Origin of the sequence: Moorena sp. SIO4G3, assembly GCF_010692305.1 — a bacterium.
In the GTDB taxonomy this organism is placed as follows: Bacteria; Cyanobacteriota; Cyanobacteriia; order Cyanobacteriales; family Coleofasciculaceae; genus Moorena; species Moorena producens_A.
In genome coordinates, this window is sequence record NZ_JAAHIG010000213.1 from 1 (window position 1) to 15,675 (window position 15,675).

Here is a 15,675-nt window from a genome sequence, read left to right on the forward strand (position 1 = left end):
TCCAAATTGATGGGTTTATCCTGATATATGAGGTTTTACATGAGATTTATGAGGTTTTACATGAGATTTATGAGGTTTTACATGAGATTTATGAGGTTTTACATGAGATTTATGAGGTTTTACATGAGATTTATGAGGTTTTACATGAGATATATGAGGTTTTACATGAGATATATGAGGTTTTATATGAGATTTTATATGAGATTTTATATGAGGTTTCTATGTTGACAAAGAATTTTAATTGTTTTAAAGTGTTTACAGTGAAAGAATTAAAACTTTCCTTCCTTGAATCATTACTAAGCACCTAAACAAAATTAATTACCTACTCCCAATCTCTGTAACCCTTACAATGTAAGGCTTTTAGATTTTTAAAATGTGTAATTAATTTTGTGCACATGCTTATCAAAATCTAGTTGTATTAGACAGCTTTAGACCATGAACATCAAACATATAATTTCGTCTCTTACCACCATCTGTTTTACCCTTATTGTGGGTCTTGGAATATTTTTAACATCTGCGCTACCTGCCTTTGCAGGCCCAATGGCAATATTAGATTTTTGTTTGAAGGACAATCGGTGTAGCATTATTGATGTCGGTAGCAGAGGGGAATATAGACAGGAGAGATTTTTTGTTGAGATTGCTTATTCCAATCAAAACAAGTCTCTTGGCCGTGAATTATACAAATTGTGTACATCAAGCGAAGAAACTGGGATGGGTGAATATGATAGCCGAGTATTACTCAACGCAGTTGATGGTAAGCGTTTATATGTTGCATTTAAGGCCGAGTGTGTAGGAAACGGTGAAAGATAATGGTTAGGATTCAGGTCGGGGCGGACGCCCCGACCTGACCAAGACAAAAAAAAGTAGTAGAGATGTAGGGTGGGCAGTGCTTAGCTTTGATATCATAACCTTTTACATTGTTATTAGCCACTGCCCACCATCGGATTAATATTATTAAAAATTTCGACTATTTTGATAATTAATATCCTGTTGGTGGGCAGTGCCTAATAACTTGATATTCCGCTAATATTATCGGTGTCAAGCACTGCCCACCCTACGATTAATTTTATTATTTAAAATTTAGTGCGTTCGCGTTTGAGTTGATGTAGAGATGTAGTAGAGATGTAGGGTGGGCAGTGCTTAGCTTTGATATCATAACCTTTTCAATTCCTATCAAGTACTGCCCACCATCGGATTAATGTTATTAAAAATTTCGACTATTTTGATAATTAATATCCTGTTGGTGGGCAGTGCCTAATAACTTGATATTCCGCTAATATTATCGGTGTCAAGCACTGCCCACCCTACGATTAATTTTATTATTGAAAATTTAGTGCGTTCGCGTTTGAGTTGATGTAGAGATGTAGTAGAGATGTAGGGTGGGCAGTGCTTAGCTTTGATATCATAAGCTTTGACATTGTTATTTAGCACTGCCCACCATCGGATTAATATTATTAAAAATTTCGACTATTTTTATAATTAATATCCTGTCGGTGGGCAGTGCCTAATAACTTGATATTAAGCTAATCTGATCGGTGTCAAGCACTGCCCACCCTACGATTAATCTTCTTATTGAAAATTTAGTGCGATTGCGTTTTATGTGATGTAGAGATGTAGTAGAGATGTAGGGTGGGCAGTGCTTACCTTCCCCATATTCACCTTTGACATTGTTATTTAGCACTGCCCACCATCGGATTAATGTTATTAAAAAGTTAGACAACGAACGATTTTTATAATTAATATCCTGTCGGTGGGCAGTGCCTAATAACTTGATATTAAGCTAATCTTATCGGTATCAAGCACTGCCCACCCTACGATTAATTTTCTTGAAAATTTAGTGCGATTGCGTTTGAGTTAATGTAAAAATGTAGTATTACTGTAGTAAAGATGTAGGGTGGGCAGTGCTTACCTTCCCCATATTCACCTTTTCAATTCCTATCAAGCACTGCCCACCATCGGATTAATGTTATTAAAAATTTCGACTATTTTGATAATTAATATCCTGTTGGTGGGCAGTGCCGAATAACTTGATATTCAGCTAATCTTATCGGTGTCAAGCACTGCCCACCCTACGATTAATCTTATTCTTGAAAATTTAGTGCGTTCGCGTTTGAGTTGATGTAGAGATGTAGTAGAGATGTAGGGTGGGCAGTGCTTACCTTCCCCATATTCACCTTTGACATTGTTATTAGCCACTGCCCACCATCGGATTAATATTATTAAAAATTTAGACGATTTTGATAATTAATATCCTGTTGGTGGGCAGTGCCGAATAACTTGATATTAAGCTAATCTTATCGGTGTCAAGCACTGCCCACCCTACGATTAATTTTCTGCCCAGCATCGGATTAATGTTATTAAAAATTTAGACGATTTTGATAATTAATATCCTGTCGGTGGGCAGTGCCTAATAACTTGATATTAAGCTAATCTTATCGGTGTCAAGCACTGCCCACCCTACGATTAATTTTTTTGAAATTTTAAGAGTGGAATGGACAGCCTGATGTTAATTGCTTGAGAAACAAACTGTTATCGAAGAAATGCTCCAAGGAGACAATCTTCAAGTCTTCAGTAACCCGAGCAATACTGATGCCAAAAACTTCTATGGTTTCTCCTGTGGGTTCATGACCTTTAAAGGAACCGCTAAACGTGCCCCAATGCCGCCACTTAAAGGTGACATTAGGAGGTCCGGAAAGCACTTCCATCAGTTCCCAGAGAAAGCCATTGGGAAAAGCGTTATGGAAAATTTCTATGGATGATTCAAAGGTTTCCTCTGTGGAGCGATAGTGTTCGGTATCCCCAAGAAATACGTTGTATGTGCCGACATCAGCAACAGTCTGGGCATTGTACTCTGGTCCACCGTTAGTCGTCATCCGAAACTGATCGGCAACAATAGACAACCACTGCTCAGGATTAGCTTTATAGGACGCTTCCATCTCGAAGGTTCTAACTAAGTTTTGCGCGATCGCTTCCAAAGACCCCTCTGGATGATTGAATTTACTCCCTTTCTTAAGAAATTCATTAGTTTGGGCATAATCAGGGCGTTTGCCCTCTCGCCATTCAACCCCAGCATCATTAGCGATAACTGTATCTCTTTCCTGCACCCAAACAGGCAATCCTGTGGACTGACTATTACTCATTCAAGTCTCTCAGTTCAATTGATTAGAATTCCTCAACAATTTTGCTAAATAGTCTTCTTGCTACCATGGCAAGTACATAAAAATTAAACTATTTAAGAGGATTGTAATAGTAAACAATGAAATGAAATATTAAAATTATCAAATAATGTAATAATGACTACAAACTAATGACTACTAGAGGTCTTAATCGCCGTAAATTCCTGGGTCGGATTGCTCAGTCTGCCCTAGCCACCGTCGTGGTAGGACGAGCATCTAGACAGATTGCTGCATCTGCTTCGATACCTGCTTCGATTAAGCCCACTTCAGTAGTGGTGATCGGTGCTGGTCTTTCCGGTTTATATAGCGCTTTGCTATTAGAGGCCAAGGGGATTTCGGTAACAGTATTGGAAGCACGCGATCGCGTTGGTGGTCGTATCTATACCTTAGATGACCTACCGGGTAAACCAGAAGCCGGAGCTCAGAGTTTCAGCGAGACATACCAGCGCCTGTTAACTCTAGCCGAGAAACTGAAAGTGCCTGTGAAACCGCTTCAGCCGTTGGACAGGGCACTACTGCTCCATATTAATGGGCAATCTGTCTTGACCCCAGACTGGTCTACATCTAGTGCGAATCAGTTAGCAGAAAGCGAGCGTAGTATAGTTCCACCTCGTTTGCTAACCCATTACCTCCGCCCCAATAATCCCTTGGAAGATACTACAGCATGGACATCCCCGACCCATTTTGACTTAGATATCCCTCTAGATGACTATATGCTTGCCCAAGGGGCATCTCCAGAAGCCCTTCGCCTGATGAACGTTTATCCTTTTTCAATGAACAGCTTGGAAACTGCCTCGGCTTTGTGGGCATTCAAGAATGACCAACGAGCACAGACTCCAAGCAAGACCATTATGCATGTCAAAGGCGGCAACTCTCGGTTGCCAGAACAGATGGCAGCATCCCTCAACTCTGTTGTCCAAACCAAGAAAGTAGTGACAGCTATCCGCAGCCAGGAAACTGGTGTTGAAGTCTACTGCTCCGATGGCTCAACCTTCCAAGCTGACTACCTTGTCTGTACTCTGCCTTTTTCTGTGCTGCGCCAGGTAGAGATCGATCCTCCTTTGGAAGGGGCGCAGGCTGAGGCTGTCCAGGAATTACCCTATACAATAATCACACAGGTTCATGTTTCTGTTACCAATCCGTTCTGGGAAGAAGACGGTTACCCAATTAGGATGTGGACAGACTCTGTGTTAGAGCTGGTCTTTCCACACAAGGATGCTTCTGGAAAAGTCCAAAGCTTAACCTGCTGGGCTAACGGAGCCAGTGCTAAAAAGTTAGACGCTATGTCAGAACAGGAATTAGGACAATTTGTCAACGCTGAACTGAAGCGAATTCGCCCTGCTACGGAAGGTAATGTCGAGATAGCCCGTGTCGTTTCCTGGGGTAGTGATCCTTATGCTCAGGGAGCTTATGCTCACTTTGCCCCCGGACAAATTCGCGGATTTCAGGACAAGATGGCTAAACCCTGGAATCGAATTCACTTTGCTGGGGAACATACTGCGATCGCATCTCCTGGTATAGAATCAGCGTTGGAATCAGCGGAGCGAGTTGCTGGAGAGATTTTGACTCGTGTTGTCTGAAGGAGTAAAATCATTTCTGGTGTCGTGTTAGGCGCACTTAGTGGCAAAAGTTAAAACCAAATTTCAGCATTCCTGTAATTGCCGCTAATTCAATCGTTTTGAAAGTAAGTATTAGGAAAAAAACATGCTACAGACCCCGAGTTTATGGAAAGTATGATTATTCACTAATGCTACTTATAGTCATTGACCTTATTTGGTAAAGTCAGCATAGCCCGACTCATAAGAAAATATGACCCTCATAGCGAGACATATGCGATGACACTCACTCCTAATAAACCAGATACAGGCCAACCCACTGCTACCTTACCAATACCAGAAACAGACCAAGAATTTAATTGGAGAAATTGCTGGTATCCTGTCACCTTACTTCAAGACCTGCCAAAAGACCGTCCTTATGGCTTTTCGCTTTATGATGAACCCTTAGTCTTGTTCAGAAATTCTCAGGGCAAACTAGTCTGTTTAACAGACCGTTGCCCCCACCGTGCTGCTAAACTCTCTGATGGACAAATCATAGACGGCAAAATCGAGTGCTTATACCATGGCTGGCAATTTGGTGCAGAAGGTCAATGTTTACACATTCCCCAGTTAGCAACAGATATCAAGATTCCCGTTAACTCCTGCGTGAAATCTTTTGCGGTTGTCGAGAAGCAAGGCATAGTCTGGATCTGGCCAGGAGAAGCTGAAGCGGCTGATCAACAACCTATCCCCGCCATACCAGATTTGGACAAACCCGAATTCGTCAGTACCGATCTCGTGCGTGACTTACCTTACGACCAAACCTATTTCATAGAGAACGTCTTGGATCCGGCTCACGTTAACATCAGCCACCACCCCACTCAAGGGAATCGAGACAATGCTCAACCCCTAGAAATGGAAGTACTCGAACACTCTGGTGATGGGATTCGTGGACGGTGGCGGGGAACGCGCAAACCAAATGCTAACTGGGTAACAGTAGATTTTGTTGCTCCCAACTTCGTAATTCATAAATTTAAATTTGGTAGTGAACAAAAGAGTATGTCTGGGGGTCTGGCTTTGTATTCTATCCCTCTTGGCAAAGGTCGCTGTCGGATTCTAGCCCGAAATTATCGGAACTTTTTTACCTGGAAAATTAAGCTAACTCCTCGCTGGATGGATCACTGGTATCGAAACCAAATATTAGAAGAGGATTTGCCACTTATAGTGGGACAAGAAGAACAAATTGAGCAGTTAGGAGAAAGCCTGAAAAAAGTGTATTTGCCACTGAAGACATGCGACTTCTTTGTGATTGAGTACCGCAAGTGGCTCGATAAGTTCGGATCTGCTCTACCGTTTTATCAAGGGTATTCCACATCAAAGCAACCAAGGGAGGCGACAGAAAATAATCCACCACCAGCAACCCTAAACCGATTACAGCAACACACAGTAATTTGTAGTTCCTGCAATCGAGCCTATCAGATCACAAACCGACTCAAACAAACCTTTGTAGCTGTAGCGATCGCACTAGCCGCTTTGGCAATCCTCACAGACAGCTCATTAATACAACTTGTGGCGGTTTCCGGTTCTCTGTTTGCCCTTGGAATAGCTGCTGTAGCGAAGAAAATCAAAACTAAATTTGAACATTCTTATACTCGCCGCTGATCTAGTTATTTCTAACCTTACCAAACTATAGCATTTTCCTTTGAGATATGAATATAATTGATATCAAAAGCGCTGCATCCCGATTCCCGATTCCCTTCGTGCAGCGCTATCGTTTAATCGAAATTAGCTAAAAAGGGCAAAGTAAACAGGATAGTAACCCTTACCTTTGCCCTTGCTAATTGATGAAATAATTCACAACTATTGAGGATTAACCGTCAACGGTAATTTTTTGCCGTCTACTAATAATCAAAAGTGCGATCGCACTGATCAAGATCAACATCCATACCTCCGGTTCAGGAACACCGGAAACACTAAACGGATTAGATGGCTGATTCAAGTCTTCTTCCCCAGTTTCCACCTCTCGGTCAAAGCGATCGCTAGACGCTTCTGCTTCTTTGAGCATCCTTCGTTGCTCATCATTGACCAGCACAATCATGGATGAATAGGGACTAACTATGTCATAGGTCTTGGCTATGCCATGAATCCGATCCAGTTCTTCTAGAGAACCATTCAGGTTTCCACTCAACCCTAGGATAAGTTGCCTGGCCGCCAGTGGTTCAAATCCAGTTTCAGTACTAGTCTCAGCAGTTGCTGATTCCATAAACCAAGCATAGCCATCCGCCACACTTACCACCGATGACCCCAAGGCTTCTTGAGTCGCCATCCGCTGGATCACTCCTGGGATATCCGTAGAGAAACCCCCACCACTATTTTGAATCAATTTTACAATCGTATCATTGTAGGCTGAGGGTAATTGATTGCCTAAATGAACCATCCACAGGGGTGCAGCCACCACCGCCACATTTGTATTATCCTCGGATAGCTCATAACTACCCTGATCAGTCACCAGTAATATCCCGTCATAAGGGGTATTGCCACGCAACTGTTCAAACTGTTGCAACATCTGTTCAGGTTGGATAGAGCCATAAAAGGTAATCTCAGCAGGATTAAAATCACTGATATCATCAATGCGTTTGGCTTGATGTTCGATCTTGTTATCTATTGCGTCAGTGATGTACAAATCCGCATCATTGTTAGTCAAACTCGGATCAGCAAAACCCTGTTGTTGTAGCCAAGTGAATGTCTTTTTGACCTGGGATGCTTGAGCAGCCATACTCCTGGAACTATCGAGAATAACAGCAAACCGCTTATTCTTTAATGTCGAGAGGTTAGTGTTTGCTATTGCTGATTTTTCTAACAAGTCTAATGGTTTAGCCGAGATGCGGTAGCCATCCCCTAAATTCACCTGATGAACCATCGGTTGCTGGGCTTGATCTGCTGGTAAATATGCTTCTAACCACTTATCAGAAAAACCCCGTTTTACTTTACCATTGCGGATGCGCTTGGTGCGATTTGTCCAAAAGATATTGCGTTGTTCGTTTAACTGAGGTAACGGCCAACCCTTCTCTTGTCGCATCACCTTGTAGGTCAGCCACAGATGCATTTCCGTTGCGCGATCGCTACCATGTCTTTTCTCCCATGAGGATAACGGACGAGGAATGGGAAATGCTCTGAGACGATAATTCCGGGGTCCGACTTGCTCAAGCAGCGCTGGGTCTACAGGACGCACTCGCCTGACCTGGGAGTTGTAAACCTGTTGTGCAGCACCCCGTGGGGAGACTTGAAATGGAAAGCGCTGATTGCGGTCATCCGTTTCACCTAACCACAAGCCAGTAATCGCTGCCCCTTCTGGTAACGAAAAATAGTAGAGTACTTCTTCAACATCAGTAGTTTTATTCTTATAAACCTCGTAGATTTCTACATCTGCCCAATCCCCATGGGCATCTAAGGTTACCTCTTGCTTTTGCAGCCAGACCCGTTTTTGATCGATATTCAACAAACCAGCCTTAGCTTGGTCAATAATCGCTGTAGATTGTAAGGCATGTTGAACAGCTTTTCGTTCTGCTTTCTGAAGTGGTGTATCAAAGAATTCTCCGTAAAGCTGTTGAGCTTTTTCCACATCGTCTCGTGAGCCATTATACAAAAACGGTGACATAACCAGATTGTAGCTATTTTGTAAAAAATTACACAGTAAATCTGGCAGGTAAAACACATCTTTGTACATAGCGTAGATATGGTTATTCTCTTCTCGGCTACTCAGATACCGATAGGGGAACAAATTGGCATTAACTAACCCAGTGCGAATTACATCAGACTTAGCTATCAAGGCTTGGCGATCGCTATTCGTTTTTGGATAATTTTCTAGGAGTTTAAATGCCTCGACTTGAGCTTGTACATTTAGGGAAAAGAACAGAATTATCCAGACACTCACCACACCTACTGCCCCTTGAATCGCCCGGTTGCGCCCATACTGTCTGGCAAAAGCCCTTAAGATGCGCTGTCCAGAATGAATATATAGGGCTGTAAATGCTGAGGGCATTCCTAGAAATAGGGTACAGCTAAATCCAAATAGGAGTAACATGAACAAACCGATTATGTTACCATATATCAACACTGCCCACAGCTGAGCTAGCCATTGAAATTTGAAGAAATTTTGGATGGAAGCACCAGCAGCAGGGATAACATAAAAAAACACCAACAATCCTACATAAACACTAATCAAAAGCATCAAGGTGTGAGCGATTAGTTGTAGCCATGCTACTGATTTACGATTAGCATCATATCCCCATAACACTTCGGCAGCAAATGCCAGGATACACACCAAAACTGTACCCAATACTAAGGTGCTAACACTGGTAAATTCTCGGATCAAGAACAAACGAATCAGGCACCAAGCAAACAAGGGTACTTCCACACCATAAAACAAGCGCATTAACTCCCTTGGTTGGGTCGTGAGACGCCAACCACCAATTACAGTACAGACAGTTGGTACTGCAATTAATGCTACAAACGTAACAAAGAAATCAACCGGCACAGCACCATCAAAGGTCTCCCGGATTAACAGAATACCAATAATTGGCAAGATGCCAGCATAGACAACTGTGAGAAACATCAGATTCCACAGCCAAAAAATACTGTAAAAACTGACATCAAGGATTGGTTTCAGAGATTTTTCTTTCATTGTATTGCTCTATACCAAAGGGAACAGCGGATCTGGGAACAGCGGATCTGGGAGTAGGGAACAAAAATTATCACAATTCATTTAGGATTGGTTTATCAGTTATCAGCTATACCAAAGGGAACAGCGGATCTGGGAACAGGGAACAGAGAACAGGTAAAAACTAATCTAAATGCGCATCAGTTTAAGCTGACCCCTGAGCGCTGACCACTGACCGCTGACGTTAAGCTTTGATGAATAGCATCATGGATAGTGCTAGCAAAAGTCTGAATCTCAGCACTATCGGGATTGTGTTCACTATCGAACAGGACAGAAACTAGCACCCAAGTCTTGTTGCGATGGGCGATATAATCCCAGATTCGGGATAGGAAATCATCTGTAGTTCCCTGGGGTGATTGAAACCAGTAGGTTGCTGAACGTTTGCCGTCTTGCAGAGATACCCACCGTGCCTTTACTGACTGATTGAGCAAGGTTGGCTTAATGGAGTCTACCTTGAAACCATTGCCCACCAAACATAATTCTGGTGGATGGTGAGCTTGCCAAGCACTACTGGCCACCAATAGCATTGAACCGGAGAGATTGCCATAGACAAACCGTTGCTTTTGAGCAATAGGTAAGCCAGGATTATCAAAAAATCGTTGTTCAGCTTCCGTTAGAGGTAGGGGTTCAGATACCAGTTGCTGGGGTAATTGAATCGATGCAATTGCTTTTACCTTCTCTTGAATTGGCTGAATTTGACCTACCAGCCCTAGAGCTATAACTACAATCAGCAGCCAAGTGATACTCTTGGACTTTCCCTGAAACTGATAGCTGACACCAGTCTTACAGCCGTTTTCAGATGGATTGACCTCACTAGCTTTAGCTGTAAGCCCCCTAAATCCCCCAATTCTGGGGGACTTTAACTCAATTTCCCCCCAATTTTGGGGGGCAGGGGGACGAAATCCACTTAATCGCGTAAGTCCTTGTTTCTTATCCTTACCCAGCAATGACAAATCCCTAAACACAGTTGTGGCCAACATCAAACCCCCGGAATTCTGAGGAACGGTTTGCAGCAGCATCCAACTAAAGGCACAAGCCAAAATAAAACCAATTAGTCCGAGAGGTAGATGTAGCACTTCAGCAATTTGTTGCTGTTGCCAGACTTCTATAATCATGACTAACAGCAGCACCCGGATTGTATTAGCGATCGCTAACAGCACAAGATTTGCAGTGCAAACCAGTAACCAACGTATTCCCAGCTGACGACGTTCTAACCAAGTAGCTGCCAGTAAAAAGAGAGTCCCTGTCCACAAACTTTTCAGACCACTGCAGGGCAAATCTACCTGAGCAATGCCGTTTTCCATAACAATAATGTCGTGGGAGGAGATAGCTACAATGTGCCAAGCTGATAGCATCTGTTCCACAGCATGAGCAGTGATCACCCTTACTGGAAAACCCAAACCACTGTTAAACTCAGTGCTGAAAGGGACAACACAGGCAACTAAAATTGCAGCCGGTAACCCTTTACGCCAAAGGGATGGTGGGATAAACAAGCCCCATAACCCATAGCTACCCAGTAGGAATAGGAGTAAGTTGAGTTGTGGGATATACACCAACCATCTGAATGCGATCGCACTAATCCCAGACCCTAACATTAGCAACAGGGGATAGAGTCTTAAGGTGGGAGTTGCTGACACGTTTATAATTAAGCGATCGCGCCATAGCTGTACCAAACAAGCCATGAGCACAATACCGATTAGCATCAGATTTAGCAGTGATGCGTACTTAAATGACTCAAATAGCCATTGCAGTGCCCAGATATTCCCCAAAAGCCAAGCCACTACCAGCACGATGGTGCTGGCGAGGTTTTGACCTCTGGGGGGATCTGAATTCATCCCAGCTGTCATAACAAGTTTCTCCTTCAAAGGAATAAAGTGTGGTGACAGCTCCTACACTGACCCGTTGGGTTCAGTGTAGGCTTCCCAGCCAATCCGGCCATTGCTTAGGAGGCGCTGGGCTTTAAGAACGGACTGCCCTTCCGCTCTGTTTTTGATGTTGATAGCTGCATTATGGTCACGGTCGATACTGCACCCACAATGAGGACAATTGTGCCACCGTACATGCAGCTTTTTAGGAACCTTTTTTCCACAACTGGAGCAATTCTGTGAAGTATTCTGGGCACTTACTGGAACCGCCAACAAGCCAGCATTTAAGGCTTTGCTTGTCAGGATTGTCAGAAAGCTAGACCACCCAGCATCCAAGACAGATTTAGCCAATCGGGACTTAACTAATCCTTTTACGTTTAGTTTTTCATGGGCAATTACATCGTATTTTGATAACAAATAATTCGCAGTTTTAAAATGGAAATCTTTCCGTTTATCCGCAACTTTTTTGTGCTGTCTACCAAGTTGCTTGATAGCCTTAAGTCTGTTACTACCTCCCTTCTTGCGTCGGGATACCCGTTTTTGAAGAAATTTTAATCTTTTTTGCGACTTTCGATAGTATCGAGGAATATCTATGGTTTCCCCCTCAGATGTAGTCAAAAACTCTTTAAGGCCAACATCAATACCAACTATTGAGTCAGGATTAATATCAGGTTTAACCTCGGGGACTGTCTTATCTTCTAGGGATAAAACTAGGTAGTAACCATCACATTTTTGGCTCTCCTAGACTAACTATGATTATTTAATAATAAAAAAAAGCGAATAAATCAATTCCTTTTTAAATTTAATTTACTTAGACTCTTTACTAGCTCTTGACTAAAGAAGACATTTTATGATATAAATAATTCTGTTGGTTGATTCAAAAAAATGAGTTTTTAATAAAATGCCATCTAACTCCCTGCTCTATTTCATAACTAAACTCATTAAATTTGAAGGTTTTAAAGCAACTAATTATCACTTTATTACTGAAAATGAATTACTAATTGAATTAGAAAATAAATCCCAAATTGCCACTTGTTCTCATTGTGACAAAATTACGGATAAAGTCCATCAACATCATCGATATAGAGTCAGAGATATTCCGGTGAGTACTTTTGATGTGTTTATCCTTGTTAATCGTCGTCAATTTAGATGTAAAAACTGTCACAAAGTTTTTTCAGAAGAATTAAGTTTTGTCAAGAAAAGAAGAACATATACAAAAAGATTAGCAGAAAAAGTAGCGAGAGAAGTATTGGAAACAGATGTGGTGAATACCGGAAAAAGAAATCGAATGAGTCCAGCAGAAATAGAAACAATACTCAAAGAATTAGAAGAAGATTTATTGAAAGAAAAACCCTTGAACTTAACCAAGTTAGGAATTGATGAGATAACTCATTTAAAAGGCGGGAAAAATTATGCAGCTGTCTTGGTAGATTTAGATAAGAGAAAACCCATAGCATTATTAGAGAAAAGAAATAAAGAAGTTATAGCAGAGTACTTACGGGGGTTGGGTTCAGGGATTTTAAGCCAAATACAAGAAGTAAGCATAGACTTATGGAAACCTTATAAAAGCGATGCAGCGCGGTCTTGGGGGTTTCCCCCATGAGCGACTGCATCAAGAAGCGTGGTAGAAGAATTAATACCAAATGCACAAGTTGTAGCGGATAGGTTTCATGTAATGAAACAAATAAATGACGAATTAGATGAAAGAAGAAAAAATGAAAAAAGACAGGCAGATCAGTTAAAAAATAAAAAAGAAAGAGAACGAAAACAGGAAGCACTGAAAAATAGCAAATATCCGTTGCTAAAGAAAAAAGAAAAGCTCACTGAAACCGAAAAAGAAAAATTGAAGGAATTGGAAAAGCTGGCTCCTGACTTAATGGCGATGTATCAAGAAAAAGAAAACCTTAGGGATATATTTGAGAGTCAAATAACGGGAGACGAAGCCTTTTGGAAAATGGTGGAATGGACGAAATCATCTTATAAGTATTTCCCCAAAAGTTGTCAAACCATAAAAAGATGGATCGATGAGATCGTCGCGTATTTTGACAACAGAACAACTCAAGGAACCGTAGAAGGAATTAATCAAAAAATTAAGTTAATTAAAAGGAAAAGCTATGGCTTAAATAACTTTGAAAACTTTAGAAGAAGAGTTCTTTTAAATTGGGCTTTTTGCTAGTAATCTATCATAGTTAGTCTAGGAGAGCCACATTTTTTAGTAATTGAGGCTGTCTTTATCTTAAATTCATTGGGGATAGGGCGGTGTAGTACAACCTTGACTTTCCCTATTTTTGGGAGGTCAATTAGGTTACCCTCCAAACACCCTTCTTTCATTTGAGGATAAGTAAACGTACGATAGCGGTGCCACTTCTTGAATCTAGGTTTCCCGCTTCGTTTGCCGTTACTGTCACCCTTGATAAATCGATCAAAGGCTAGTTTGACTCTTTTGACTACATCCTGAAGTACTTGAGAATGTATTTCTTTGTAATGAGGGTGGGTCTTTTTGAGATTTGGTAAGGTTTTCTTCTGGCTGTAATAGTCTGGGTTATCTCTTAGTTCGGGGAGGTGGCAAATAAGGTAACAAGCATTGATAGAACAACAATTTTGCTCGTACCATGCAAACCTATCGGCCAACAAATAGTTATATTGAGCACACAACATGGATAGCCAATTGTCTATTTTGGCTTTTTGCTCTTTTGTTGGACGCAAGCGATACTGGTACGCGATTATCATCGTTGTTGTCCTAGGGTTTTTCGACCTATTACTATTATAATATACGTCTATTCAAACCGCTAGTCAGAATGAAAACAATAAAAATGACAATTAGACTTACTGATTTTGAGAAAAGACAGCTGGAGCAAGAAGCAGAACGGAGGAGAATGACTCAGTCATCACTACAAAGAAGTTTTATAGCTCGTCTCCCTGTTCGCGTAGCGTCGGCTTTGCCGAATCCCAGAGACCCTGTGCAAAATTCATCCCACACTCATGCTGCGCATGTTCGTTGTGGGGCTTCTTTTGCCGGACAGCTAAAAAGGACTATCTATCGGGAGCTGTCACTTATGCAGAGCATTTATAGCAGAAGTCAGAAGTCAGAAGTCAGAAGTCAGAAGTCAAACTCTTGCGCTTACTTAGGTTTGAGACTTTTGTCATGTCCTAACTGCCCTGGCGACTGCTATATAAAAAAGCTATAGACCTCTTATGGGTTTTAGCTTGCTGTGATAGTACATATAGCGTTTGTAGGATTTATGAGGTACGCTTATCAACCTCAAAGTCCCCCTTGATAAGGGGGATTTAGGGGGATCTCTTTGTACCTCATGGCATAGCGATGCAGCGCGGTCTTGGGGGTTTCCCCCATGAGCGACTGCATCAAGACAGAGAATTGCTATAGTTCATAGGTTCTGCAAACTTGACCTGATCCCTATCTACCTGATCGAACACAGTTATTTATTGGTAATTTGTAATTGGTAATTGCTTATTTTGAATTGCTTATTTTGAATTGGTAAAGGTTTCCACAATTATCCATAACTCTTTTATAATTCCCGTTTACCTTACGCTAATTTATCCAGAGTTAAGCCAGTAGCCCTTCAAATTACAAACCATTATAGAAGCAATTTAATAAAACAGTAAAAAAAACGGATATCTGATATCAAACTATTTTTATGTCTAGACCAAAATTAGGTTAGCTTCAGTTAACCATCCCCCAATTTCTGAAAGTTGTTTGTTTTTGTAACAATACTTTACACAATAGCTATGAATCAGACATTTGAACAGTTAAAGCAGCATAACTGGACTAATTTTATGACCCATCATTTACGAAATTGGTATGGGTCTTGGACAATTTATTCCCCTGAAGGTGAAGTGATGGAATCCTTTGTAGGTAGTCGATGCTCTATTAGTGATGCTGAACAAACTCACATTACCCAAACTAACGTATATATGTATGACAATGGAACTGAAGAGGAGAAGGTTTTCCACAATACTCCCAATAGTTTAATCAATGGTTTAGCTGATAAAACCGCTCAAGCCTCCTTTATGTATATGTTTGATCAAGGGTCGGCTATTTGGACGGTAAATCGATTTGAACCAGAAGAGTTATTTGCAGTAGAGTTCTGGTTTAGATATCAAGAATTACGTCATAGTCTGCTAGTAATGTATAACTCAGATGGGGAATTAACTAAAACAGTCAGTGTCCGAGAGGAGGATTTGCAAAAACCCTGTGATCATTGGACACTTAACCCAGAGTTAATCCCCGATCGAGATATCCTTAATGGGGAAGAAGGATTAGCAATTACTAGCAGACTAGGACAGATCGGAAGAGGAAAAGTCTAAACTACAGTCACCGTTAATTGTCCACGTAGTATGGCGTCTTCCGCGTGAAAAAA

General features: G+C 41.4%; 9 protein-coding genes and 3 pseudogenes. 7 read left to right on the forward strand and 5 right to left on the reverse strand.

Annotation, left to right across the window (positions count from 1 at the left end; translation table 11 throughout):
* Both F6J99_RS28710 and F6J99_RS28715 read left to right on the forward strand, forming a co-directional pair.
* The coding region (locus F6J99_RS28710; RefSeq protein ID WP_293117833.1) for a hypothetical protein at positions 1–308 on the forward strand (308 nt) is incomplete at its 5' end.
* A 127-nt stretch (positions 309–435) separates the two neighbouring features.
* Positions 436–810 (forward strand): hypothetical protein, encoded by a 375-nt coding sequence (locus tag F6J99_RS28715; protein WP_293117836.1) that lies wholly within the window; start codon positions 436–438, stop codon positions 808–810.
* A gap of 1,670 nt (positions 811–2,480) precedes the next feature.
* Here the strand turns inward: F6J99_RS28715 and F6J99_RS28720 are convergent.
* Positions 2,481–3,140 (reverse strand): ester cyclase, encoded by a 660-nt coding sequence (locus F6J99_RS28720; protein WP_293117838.1) that lies wholly within the window; start codon positions 3,138–3,140, stop codon positions 2,481–2,483.
* Positions 3,141–3,307: 167 nt separating this feature from the next.
* Here F6J99_RS28720 and F6J99_RS28725 point away from each other — a divergent pair, with 167 nt between their 5' ends.
* Entirely contained in the window at positions 3,308–4,756 is a 1,449-nt protein-coding gene (locus tag F6J99_RS28725; RefSeq protein ID WP_293117841.1) for an NAD(P)/FAD-dependent oxidoreductase, read from the forward strand.
* Between the two features lie 255 nt (positions 4,757–5,011).
* Complete coding sequence (locus tag F6J99_RS28730) at positions 5,012–6,373, forward strand: Rieske 2Fe-2S domain-containing protein (RefSeq protein WP_293117844.1); 1,362 nt, start codon at positions 5,012–5,014, stop codon at positions 6,371–6,373.
* A 208-nt stretch (positions 6,374–6,581) separates the two neighbouring features.
* On the opposite strand, the gene F6J99_RS28735 is transcribed toward F6J99_RS28730, so the two are convergent.
* From F6J99_RS28735 to F6J99_RS28745, 3 genes and pseudogenes are all read right to left on the reverse strand, one after another.
* Positions 6,582–9,395 carry a TIGR02921 family PEP-CTERM protein gene (locus tag F6J99_RS28735; protein WP_293117847.1) on the reverse strand — a complete coding sequence of 938 codons (2,814 nt, stop codon included), beginning with the start codon at positions 9,393–9,395 and terminating at the stop codon, positions 6,582–6,584.
* Between the two features lie 176 nt (positions 9,396–9,571).
* Positions 9,572–11,266, reverse strand: coding sequence for an exosortase O (xrtO, locus tag F6J99_RS28740; protein ID WP_293117849.1), 1,695 nt, complete (start codon positions 11,264–11,266; stop codon positions 9,572–9,574).
* Positions 11,267–11,320: 54 nt separating this feature from the next.
* A pseudogene (locus tag F6J99_RS28745) lies at positions 11,321–11,971 on the reverse strand (transposase); the annotation flags it as partial.
* A 226-nt stretch (positions 11,972–12,197) separates the two neighbouring features.
* Here F6J99_RS28745 and F6J99_RS28750 point away from each other — a divergent pair.
* Positions 12,198–13,472, forward strand: a pseudogene (locus tag F6J99_RS28750) (transposase).
* A 29-nt stretch (positions 13,473–13,501) separates the two neighbouring features.
* Here F6J99_RS28750 and F6J99_RS28755 read toward each other — a convergent pair.
* Positions 13,502–14,026, reverse strand: a pseudogene (locus tag F6J99_RS28755) (transposase); the annotation flags it as partial.
* Between the two features lie 83 nt (positions 14,027–14,109).
* On the opposite strand from F6J99_RS28755, the gene F6J99_RS28760 reads away from it, so the two are divergent.
* Together F6J99_RS28760 and F6J99_RS28765 are read left to right on the forward strand one after the other, a co-directional pair.
* Positions 14,110–14,484, forward strand: a complete 375-nt coding sequence (locus tag F6J99_RS28760) for a hypothetical protein (RefSeq protein WP_293117852.1) — start codon at positions 14,110–14,112, stop codon at positions 14,482–14,484.
* A 559-nt stretch (positions 14,485–15,043) separates the two neighbouring features.
* Positions 15,044–15,622 (forward strand): DUF3598 family protein, encoded by a 579-nt coding sequence (locus F6J99_RS28765; protein ID WP_293117854.1) that lies wholly within the window; start codon positions 15,044–15,046, stop codon positions 15,620–15,622.
* Positions 15,623–15,675: the final 53 nt, after the last annotated feature.

Excerpts from the sequence above, each read along its gene's own strand:
- F6J99_RS28715 (WP_293117836.1), top strand. The coding sequence starts at position 436 with ATGAACATCAAACATATAATTTCGTCTCTTACCACCATCTGTTTTACC.
- F6J99_RS28720 (WP_293117838.1), bottom strand. The coding sequence starts at position 3,140 with ATGAGTAATAGTCAGTCCACAGGATTGCCTGTTTGGGTGCAGGAAAGA.
- F6J99_RS28725 (WP_293117841.1), top strand. The coding sequence starts at position 3,308 with ATGACTACTAGAGGTCTTAATCGCCGTAAATTCCTGGGTCGGATTGCT.
- F6J99_RS28730 (WP_293117844.1), top strand. The coding sequence starts at position 5,012 with ATGACACTCACTCCTAATAAACCAGATACAGGCCAACCCACTGCTACC.
- F6J99_RS28735 (WP_293117847.1), bottom strand. The coding sequence starts at position 9,395 with ATGAAAGAAAAATCTCTGAAACCAATCCTTGATGTCAGTTTTTACAGT.
- xrtO (WP_293117849.1), bottom strand. The coding sequence starts at position 11,266 with ATGAATTCAGATCCCCCCAGAGGTCAAAACCTCGCCAGCACCATCGTG.
- F6J99_RS28760 (WP_293117852.1), top strand. The coding sequence starts at position 14,110 with ATGACAATTAGACTTACTGATTTTGAGAAAAGACAGCTGGAGCAAGAA.
- F6J99_RS28765 (WP_293117854.1), top strand. The coding sequence starts at position 15,044 with ATGAATCAGACATTTGAACAGTTAAAGCAGCATAACTGGACTAATTTT.